The organism is Streptomyces sp. NPDC050560 (genome assembly GCF_044457285.1).
GTDB lineage: Bacteria > Actinomycetota > Actinomycetes > Streptomycetales > Streptomycetaceae > Streptomyces.
The window spans coordinates 154,204-163,271 of the sequence record NZ_JBITGT010000019.1 but is presented as its reverse complement, the minus strand read 5'-3'; the positions used below and the strand labels follow the sequence as shown (position 1 = coordinate 163,271).

Genomic DNA, 9,068 nt, shown 5'->3' with positions numbered 1-9,068 from the left:
TGCATGTAGCGGGCCAGGACGACGAAGTCGACGTTGCCCCTGAGCAGGCGCAGGTGCTCGGCCTCGGCCGCGGACTTGTCGGGCCCGCGGCAGGGGACGTGGAAGAAGGGGATGTGGAAGCCGCGTACCTCTCCGGCCATGTCGGGGTGGTTGGAGACGACCATCGCGATGTCGACGGGCAGTTCGCCGCGGCGGTGGCGCCACAGGAGGTCGAGCAGGCAGTGGTCGGACTTCGAGGCGAACAGGGCGACACGCCGGGGCACCGACATGTCACGCAGGGTGTAGGACAGGCGGCGGGAGGCGAGTTCCTCGTCGAGGCGGGTGCGCAGCGCGGGCAGGGCGGCGGCCAGGTTCTCCATGGTGAACACGGTGCGCTGGAAGAAGGCACCCCCCTGCGGGCCGTCGCAGTACTGGTCCAGGGAGACGATGTTCGCACCATGGCCCGCCAGGACCGCCGAGACCGCCGCCACGATCCCGGTGGCATCCGCCCCCTGCACGATCAGACACGCCCGCGCCACCGGCACCCCCGCACCGGAGCCGGCCTCAGCGCTGGCACGGGCACGGGTGCTGGTGCTGGCACGGGTGCTGGTGCTGGTGCTGGTGCTGGCGCGCGGGGCGGGGGCGGCGCCAGCACCGGCACGGGAGGCGGGGCTGGGGTTAGGGCTGGGGTTGGGGGGTGTGGTGGTGGTCATGCGCAGGACTCCTTCCCGAACGCCGTGACCCAGCGGGAGGTGGCCGCCAGGCCGCCGAACGTATAGAAGTGGACCTTCACGCTGCCGTGCCGTGCCGGGTCGTAGCCCGCGGCCAGCGCGGCCAGGAACCGCTCAGGACCGGCAGTGGACATCAGCCGGGTCAGGGACAGGCCGTACTTGCGGGCGACCGCGGCCCCGGTGCCCACCCCGAAACGGGCCGCGTAGGACAGCAGCCGCCGCACCCCCGCCGGGCCCGGCACCCCCACCCGCACCGGCAGGCCGACACCCCGCGCGCGCACCTCCCCGATCCACGCCAGCACCGCACCCGCATCGAAACCGAACTGGGTGATGATCTCGCCCCCCAGCCCCCGCGCCGCCAGCGCATCCGCCTTCGCGGCCAGCGCCTCCCACAGCACCGCCCCGGGAATCACGGGATGCCCCTCGGGGTAGCCGCTGATGCCGACGTGCCGCACCCCGTACTGGTGCAGCAGCCCGCTCTCCACCAGGGAGAGGGCATCGGGGTAGGGGCCCTGCGGACTGCCCGGATCGCCCCCGACCGCGAACACCCTCTCGCCAGTACCGTCCGCGCGCAGAGCGCGCAAGAACTCCTCCAGCTCCCCACGCGAGGCGAGCCGCCGGGCGGAGAGGTGCGGGACGGGCACAAACCCCAGACGCCGCACCGCACGCGCCGCCTCCCGCCGCATCCGCGCACTCTCACTGCCCAGGAACGTCACATTGATCCTGGTACCCGGCGGGATCACCCCCGCCGACTCCTCAAGCGCACCGACGTCCTTGCCGGTCATCTCCAGCGAGAAGCCCTCCAGCAACGACGCACTCACCGCCGCCTCACTCGGACTGCCGAGACTCATGATGCTCCTTGAACTGACGTGTCTGACGCGGATCTGACGTGTCTGACGCGGATCTGACGTGTCTGACGCACCCGGTGCGCGCGGGTCAGACCTGGGACGCCGTGCGGTACCTGGTCCTGGCGAAACGGGCGAGCGGCGCGGACTCGACGGTGGCGCGGATCTCGAACTGCTCGTGCGGTTCGACCGCGGGCTTCGCGGAGACGGGGTTCTCGCCCCACAGCACCCGGACCTCGGTGCCGGGCGCCGCCACCGCCTCGTCGACGACCGCGAGCGACACCACGGCCTTGTCACGGACCACGTAGCCGCAGTCCATGGAGATCCCGGCCTGCCGTCCTTCCACGAGGACGGAGTCCATCTGGAACTGGCCGTAGCGCGCCTTGGGGATGCTGAAGTACTTGAACGTCGGTCCAGGGGTCCACAGCGAGGAGAACACCCGGGCGATGTCGTCCGGGTTCCACACCAGGGTGACCTTGTGCCGCTGCGGCTGCTCCGCGCGGGCGCGCAGCGCCTCGGCGCCCACGAAGTCGTGGTCGAACTTGACGAGGCGTCCGTAGCCGAGGTCGTAGGGCGTGACGTAGTAGTCGGACACGTCGGGTGCGCGCATGCTGCCGCCGAGCGAGCCCGCGCTGCCCGCGGGCAGCCACTCGCGGTAGGCCCGCATGCCCTCGCCGTAGATCGCGGGCATCGGCCCCGGAATCCAGCCGGACTCCAGGTTCGCCGTCGAGTACGCCACGGAGCCGACCTGCTTGATCCCGAACTCCGCACCGGCCCGCAGGATGGTGTCGTGGACCTCGGCGCCCTCCTCCCAGGGCCCGAACAGCTCGAAGCCGACCTGCCCCGCCATACCGTGCCGCAGCGCACGCACCCGCCTGCCCCCGATGGATAGCGTGGTCATGCCGAAGAAGCGCACGTCGGGCACGGGCTCGCCGGTCAGCTTCTCCACCAGCGGGCCCGCCTGGGGGCCCTGGACCTCGTACCGGTAGAGCCTCGGCGGGCGCCCGCCGCGCTCGACCGACTGCGGGTCGCGCTCGACGGTCACGTCCCAGTCGCCGGTACGCGCGTGGTACTCGACCCAGTCGAGCGCGGTACGGCGGCCGACGAGGTCGACGGAGGTGTCGTCGAGGCCGAACAGCACCGCGTCGCCGATGTAGAAGCCGTCCTCGTTCACGGTGACGAACTGCTTGGCCCTGTCCCTGCCGAAGCCCGCGAAGCTGTTCACCCCCAGGTGTTCGAGGAGGCGTACCGTGTCGGGGCCCTGCACGAACAGGTCGACCATGTGGTGGGACTGGTCGAGCAGCGCACAGGAGTCGTGCCAGGCCATGGCCTCCTCGCGCCAGTTGGTGAACTCGCCCTTGACGAAGCCGAAGCCGTGCGAGAACGCCCTCCTGGGCTGGTCGCGCATCAGGTCGACGGGGTTTCCGACGCGGTCGATCGCGTCCTGAAGGCTCTCCGCCGCCGCGGCGGCCCCGGCCGCGCCGCCGGTCCCATGAGCCTTGTCTGTCTTTTCCATGTCGGGCCTTCCGTGCGATGAAGAGGCCGGGATACGGCCGGCCGATGCCCCGGTCCTGGGGAGATGAGCAGGGGAGGGGGCCGGGACACGGCCGGGCCCGCGCCCCGGCGAGTGGACGCGCTGGTGGCGCCTGAACCACGCTCGCAGAGCGCACACCCCGCCCGCATGGTCGCCGGGACCAAACCGGCGGGCCCCCGCGTTGTGTCGCGGCACAGCCGCGCAGGCCGCGGCCCCGCGGGCGCGGCGCGTGCCGGGCCCGCCCCTGACCGGGCGTGTTAGCGTCCAGAGCGGCCGCGCCCCCCGCCCGCGGCCCCGCGAGGCACCGCCGGATACACCGGATACACCGGTCACGCCGGGTACGGGCCCGCGGCACGGTGCGGGGCACCGGCCGCCGCGGGCCACGCGGCACCGTTCGACCACGGCACCCACGCGGGAGGTGAGGTCCCAATGCCCACCGCGCACGAGGAGTTCGCCGACCTGCGCCAGGTCATGGCGCTGTGCGGGGAACTCTCCAGCCTCGCCACCGCCGACTGCGACCTCCAGCGGATCGTGGCCGTCGTCGGCGAACGCGCCGGGGTGTGGGCCGCGGTGGTCGACGACTCGCTCTCGGTGCTCGCCCGCAGCGCGAAGGCCCCGGACGGCGACGGTACGCGGCCGCTGGGGGAGGTGCTGGAGAGCGACCCCGAGACCGTGGCGGAGCTGGTCGCGGCGGCGGCCCGGATGCACCGGGCCCTCTCGCTGCCCGCCGCGGGAGCCGCCGCCGTCTCGCTCGTGGTGGCGCCCATCCTCGTGGGCGACGACTCGGTGGCCTACCTGGTGACCGCGGGCCACGACGCCGACGAGACGGGCGAGGACGCCCGGATCATGGTGACGGAGCACGCCGCCATGGTCTGCGCGGTGGTACTCGCCAGGCGGCGGGTCGTCGCCATCGCCGCGGGGCGCGCACGCCGTGAGCTGTTCGACGGGCTCGTGCTCGTCGGCGACCGTACCGAGGCGGACGTCGAGGCGTGGGCGCGCCACCTGGGCATCGACCCCGGTAGCCGCCACCGGGTCCTCGTGGTGGCACCGCACGCGGCCACGGGGCCGCCCGCGCCCGCGGCGGTCGACGCCGTCGAGCACATGGTCGCCTCCCGGTGCCCGGACGCCACCGTCGTCAACCGGGGCACCGAGGTGGTCGCGCTCGTCCCTGGCGACGACGACACCGGACTCGCCCGGCAGCTCATCGCGCTGGCCCGGGTGTGCCACGACGCCGTCACCGGCCGCTTCCCCGACGTGCGGGTGCGCGCGGGGCTCGGGGACGCGCACACCGGCGCGGCCCGGATCAGCACGGCGTACGGCGAGGCCCGGCGCGCCGTCGACGTCAGCCGGGTGCTGCCCGGCTTCTCCGAGGTGACCTCGTTCGCGGAACTGGGCGTGCACCGCCTGCTCGCCCAGGTGAGAGACCCGGCCGAACTCGGGGGTTTCGCCCGCGACGTGCTGGGGGATCTCATCGACCACGACCGGGCCAACGGCACCGACTACTGCGCCACGCTGACCGCCTACTTCCAGCAGAACGGCAGCCCGCAGCGCGCCGCCGCCCTGCTGCACACGCACCCCAACACGGTGGCCTACCGCATCCACAGGGCCGAGAAGATCGCCCGGCTCGACCTGGGCTCCTACGCCGACCGGCTGGCGGCACAGGTGGCACTCGAGATCGTCAACGGACTGGGAGACAACGCGTGCGCGACGTCCTGAACGCCAGGGGAGCCCCGGTCCTGGGCGCCTACGTCGTACCGGAGGCCGGCGACCGCGAGGCCGCCGCGGGCGCCGCCCGAGCCGTGCGCGCCGCGGGGGCCGACTTCATCGTGACCGCGACCTCGGGGCCCGAGCGCTCGCAGTACACCAGCACCAACCAGTCCATCGACCTCGCCGCCGCGTGCCTGCGGCGTGCCGAGGTGCCCGCGGTCGCCACCGTGACCACCTGGAGCAGGACCGTGATGGCCCTCCAGGCCCATCTGCTCGGCGCGCACGCCCGCGGCATCACCCGGCTGGTGTGCGGGAGCGGCAGCCCCCCGCCGACCGGCGACCACGCGCGCGTCGACGGCAGGTGGACGGTGGACGCCGTCGGCCTCATCGAGCTGCTGCGCGGCCTCAACGAGGGGCGCGACCGGTACGGGCTGCGCCTTGAGGCCGCCACCCACTTCGACATCGGGGTGCGGATCAGGGCGGTGCCCCGGCTCTCGGAGGCCGACCGCGTCCGCATCCGCACCAAGATCGACGCGGGTGCGCACTCCATCGTGACCAGCCCGGTCTACACCCGGGCCGCGCTTGAGCCGCTGCTCGACGTGGTCGACGGCGCCGTGCCGGTGTTCGCCACCGTGCACCCCCTGCGCTCCGTCGCGGAGGCGGAGCTGCTGCGGGGCGAACTGCCCGCAGGATGCGTGCCGGAGGAGTTGGTACGGCGCCTGGCCGACGCCGCCGACGGGGACGGGTTCGCGCAGGAGGCGGGGCGCGCCGCGGTGGAGGCCGCCACGGTGTGCGCGGACGGCACCCAGGGCGTCATCCTCTCCCGCGCGGACCGGCCGGAGCTGGTGGCGCGGGTACGGGCGGCGCTGCCCCGCAGGGTCGCCGGCTGAGGGGGCGGGGGACCGAGGGAACGGGCACCCTCGCACCCCCAGGGATTGTCAGACGATCCTGATCTGGGATTTCCGCGCACGATGGCACTGTCCTCGGGTTTCCGGGGAGAACTCTTGCGTGCCTATTTTCGCGGTGATACGTTCAGCTCACATTGTTCGACAATACCTGAACGCCTGATGCATGTGGTGCCGCCACCGCCCTCGTCACCCGGGGAGATCCCGGAACCGGTCGGTCAGGCTCCCCCGGCCGCGGAGGCGGCCCCGCCCACCGCAGCAGTCCCGTGATCCGGCAAACCGACGGGCGCACCGCCGCCCGACCTCCGCAGATCGGTCGAGGAGTGCGATGTCGATCGTGCAAGAGCCCACCGACGCGTCCGTCGACGCGCTCCGGTTCGAGAACGTCACCCTGGAGTTCCCCGGCGGCCGCAGGCCGGCCATCGAAGATGTCTCCTTCGCCGTGCCCCGCGGAAAGTTCGTCGCCGTCATCGGGCCGAGCGGCTGCGGCAAGAGCACCCTGCTCAACCTGGCCACCGGACTCCTCAAACCCACCCGGGGCGAGGTCCACTTCAACGGGCAGCGCATCACGGACGTCAACTCCGAGGCCGCGTACGTCACCCAGGCCGCACACCTGCTGCCGTGGCTCAGCGTCCGGGCCAACATCGGCCTCGCGCTGAAGTTCCGCGACGTCCCCAAGGAGGAGCGGGCCGACCGGATCGCCCACTGGGTGCGCGTCGTCGGCCTCACCGGCTTCGAGGACCACTACCCGCGCCAACTGTCGGGAGGCATGCAGAAGAGAGTCGCCATCGCCCGCGCCCTCATCTACGACCCCTCCATCGTCCTCATGGACGAGCCGTTCGGACCGCTCGACGCGATCACCAGGCTCAAGCTCCAGCAGGACCTGCTCAACCTGTGGGAGGGCCAGCGCGGCACCCTCGTCTTCGTCACCCACGACCTCAACGAGGCGATCTCGCTCGCCGACGAGGTCGTGGTGATGACCAAGGGCCCGGGCACCGTACGGGCCGTCCTGCCGATCCCCATCGAACGCCCCCGCAGCGTGGTCTCGCTCGTCGACCGCCCCGACTTCTCGGAGCTGTACCGCGAGCTGTGGAACCTGTTCAAGACCGAGCTTGAGACGGTCGGCGAGAGCGCCTAGACGCCGCAGAAGAGGGCCCGCCGCCCCGGCCGCCCCGGGGCCGCCCCCGCATGCCGCCCCGGCCGGGCCGCGCCCGGCCGCGCCCCCGCACGCCCACGAGGCCGCACACCGGGGCACCCGACGGTGCCCCGCCGAGAGGAGAGGTACGTGACCGGACTGCGAGACCGGGGGGAGGCGCCGACACGCCGCCCCGCGGTGTGGACCCCCGAACTCATCGAGAAGATCGAGTGGAGACGGCGCGCCGCACACGAACCCTTCCGCGGCGTGGCGGGCTCCGGCGGGCCGAGGGCCGGACTCTTCCCGCTGCGCACCACCGGCGCCGACGTACGCGCCCTCACCGCGGCCGCGGAGCGCTACCTCACGGAACTCACCGACCGGGAACGCGCCGAGGGACGCTTCGCCCTCGACCACGAGTCCTGGCGCCACTGGGCGAACGGGGCACGCTACTTCCTGCGCCACGGGCTCTGCCTCGAAGACCTCGACGGCCGCGGCCGCGAACTCGCCCTCGACGTCCTGCGGCGCAGCCTCAGCGACTACGGCTTCCGGCTCGTTGTCGACCTGATGCACCTCAACCTCACCATCGGCGAACTCCGCGGCGAGGAACACCTCCTCAACGAGTGGCTGTACTGGTTCAGCGTCTACGGCGCGCCCGAGCGCGGCGAGCCGTGGGGCTGGCAACTCGACGGCCACCACGTCAACATCAACTGCGTCGTCGTCGGCGACCAGATGGTGCTGACCCCGACGTTCCTCGGGGCCGAGCCCGTCGCCGCCGAGGGCGGCGTGTACGCGGGCACCACCGTCTTCAGACGCGAGGAGTCCCTGGGCAGGGAACTGTTCGCAAGCCTCGACGACCGGCAGCTCACGGCCGCCACCCTCGCCCCGGCCATGCCGGACGACCTCTTCGCCGGGGCGTTCCGCGACAACCTCGAACTGGACTGCACCGGGCTGCGCTTCGACGAGCTGAACGTGGACCAGCGGGACACCGCGCGGGAACTCCTCGGCCTGTACGTGGGGCGCGCCGAGGACCAGCAGGCGAAGGTCCGCGCCGAGGAGGTGCGCGCGCACGAGTCCGAGACCCGGCTGTCCTGGGTCGGCGACACCGAGCCCGGCGGGGTCTTCTACTACCGCGTCCACAGCCCCGTCATCCTCGTCGAGTTCGAGCACCAGGCGGGCGTGATGTTCGACAACGACACACCGTCGCCCCGGCACATCCACACCGTCGTGCGCACCCCCAACGGCAATGACTACGGCGTCGACCTGCTCAGGCAGCACCACGAACGCCACCACGGCGGAAACAAGGACAAGGAAAGGAACAGCGGATGAAGGTGGTTCTCGGCCGGGACGACCTGGCACGGGCGGCCGGGGACGGCGCGCGGGCGGCGGGCGCCGCGTTCGAGCGGGTCGACGTCACACCGGTCCACAAGGCGTTCAAGGGCTTCGTGAACGACTCGTCCTTCGACGTGTGCGAGATCGCGGTCGTCACCTTGCTCCAGGCGCTCGCCCACGGCAAACCCGTCGTACTCCTCCCGGTCACGACCCTGGGGCGCTTCCAGCACCAGACGCTGGTGGCCAGGAAGGACCTCGCGCCCGAGGCCGTCGAGGGCAGGACCGTCGGCGTGCGGTCGTGGAGCCAGACGACGTGCGTGTGGGTACGCGGCTTCCTCACCGAGCAGTACGGCGTGGACCTGCGCAAGGTCGACTGGGTGGCCTACGAGGACGGCCACATCAGGGAGTACCGGGACCCGTCCTGGGTCAGGCGCGCTCCCGAGGGCGCGACACTGCCGCGTGACTTCCTCGACGGCCGCGTCGACTTCGGCATCATGGGCAACGACCTCCCCAAGGGCGACGACGCGACCCGCTCCGTCATCCCCGACGCCGCGCAAGCCGCCGCCGAGTGGTCGGCCCGCAAGGGGTTCGTGCCGGTCAACCACGTCGTCGCGGTGAGCGAGACGGCGGCGCGCGAGCACTCCGACGCGATCTGCGCCATGTACGACGCGATGCGGCAGGTCGCCGCGGCCGAGCCCGCGAAGGGGCCCGTCCCCTTCAGCCCGGCCGGCTTCGAGGCCCTGCGCGGACCCCTGACCCAGGCGGCGCGCTACGCGGCGGAGCAGGACGTGCTGCCCGCCCCCGTCGACTACGACGACCTGGTCGCGCGCGCGTGCGACGCCCTCGGCGTGCCGCCGTCCCGGCTCGGCGGCCGCCCCTGAGGACGGCGGCCCCCGCCGCCCC

Annotated in this window: 8 protein-coding genes; 5 read left to right on the top strand and 3 right to left on the bottom strand. The window is 72.8% G+C overall.

Annotated features, from left to right (window positions below):
- The 3 genes from ACIBIW_RS33015 to ACIBIW_RS33005 all read right to left on the bottom strand — a co-directional run.
- The coding region (locus tag ACIBIW_RS33015) for an ACT domain-containing protein (protein ID WP_399341599.1) at positions 1-524 on the bottom strand (524 nt) is incomplete at its 3' end.
- 164 nt (positions 525-688) lie between these two features.
- Positions 689-1,561, bottom strand: coding sequence for a methylenetetrahydrofolate reductase (locus ACIBIW_RS33010; RefSeq protein ID WP_399341597.1), 873 nt, complete (start codon positions 1,559-1,561; stop codon positions 689-691).
- An 85-nt stretch (positions 1,562-1,646) separates the two neighbouring features.
- Positions 1,647-3,071, bottom strand: a complete 1,425-nt coding sequence (locus ACIBIW_RS33005) for an aminomethyl transferase family protein (RefSeq protein ID WP_399341595.1) — start codon at positions 3,069-3,071, stop codon at positions 1,647-1,649.
- Between the two features lie 447 nt (positions 3,072-3,518).
- On the opposite strand from ACIBIW_RS33005, the gene ACIBIW_RS33000 reads away from it, so the two are divergent.
- The 5 genes from ACIBIW_RS33000 to ACIBIW_RS32980 all read left to right on the top strand — a co-directional run bounded on the left by ACIBIW_RS33000 (position 3,519) and on the right by ACIBIW_RS32980 (position 9,046).
- Positions 3,519-4,805, top strand: a complete 1,287-nt coding sequence (locus ACIBIW_RS33000) for a PucR family transcriptional regulator (protein ID WP_399341593.1) — start codon at positions 3,519-3,521, stop codon at positions 4,803-4,805.
- Complete coding sequence (locus ACIBIW_RS32995; protein ID WP_399341591.1) at positions 4,790-5,686, top strand: methylenetetrahydrofolate reductase; 897 nt, start codon at positions 4,790-4,792, stop codon at positions 5,684-5,686. The genes ACIBIW_RS33000 and ACIBIW_RS32995 overlap by 16 nt, the downstream gene beginning before the upstream one ends.
- A 343-nt stretch (positions 5,687-6,029) precedes the next feature.
- A complete protein-coding gene (locus ACIBIW_RS32990; protein WP_399341589.1) occupies positions 6,030-6,839 on the top strand; it encodes an ABC transporter ATP-binding protein in 810 nt (269 codons plus the stop codon).
- Between the two features lie 147 nt (positions 6,840-6,986).
- Entirely contained in the window at positions 6,987-8,162 is a 1,176-nt protein-coding gene (locus ACIBIW_RS32985) for a DUF3500 domain-containing protein (protein ID WP_399341588.1), read from the top strand.
- Positions 8,159-9,046, top strand: coding sequence for a hypothetical protein (locus ACIBIW_RS32980; RefSeq protein WP_399341585.1), 888 nt, complete (start codon positions 8,159-8,161; stop codon positions 9,044-9,046). The genes ACIBIW_RS32985 and ACIBIW_RS32980 overlap by 4 nt, the downstream gene beginning before the upstream one ends.
- The last annotated feature ends 22 nt before the right edge of the window (positions 9,047-9,068 follow it).

Coding starts and splice junctions, on each gene's coding strand:
- ACIBIW_RS33010 (WP_399341597.1), bottom strand. CDS start 1,561: ATGAGTCTCGGCAGTCCGAGTGAGGCGGCGGTGAGTGCGTCGTTGCTG.
- ACIBIW_RS33005 (WP_399341595.1), bottom strand. CDS start 3,071: ATGGAAAAGACAGACAAGGCTCATGGGACCGGCGGCGCGGCCGGGGCC.
- ACIBIW_RS33000 (WP_399341593.1), top strand. CDS start 3,519: ATGCCCACCGCGCACGAGGAGTTCGCCGACCTGCGCCAGGTCATGGCG.
- ACIBIW_RS32990 (WP_399341589.1), top strand. CDS start 6,030: ATGTCGATCGTGCAAGAGCCCACCGACGCGTCCGTCGACGCGCTCCGG.
- ACIBIW_RS32980 (WP_399341585.1), top strand. CDS start 8,159: ATGAAGGTGGTTCTCGGCCGGGACGACCTGGCACGGGCGGCCGGGGAC.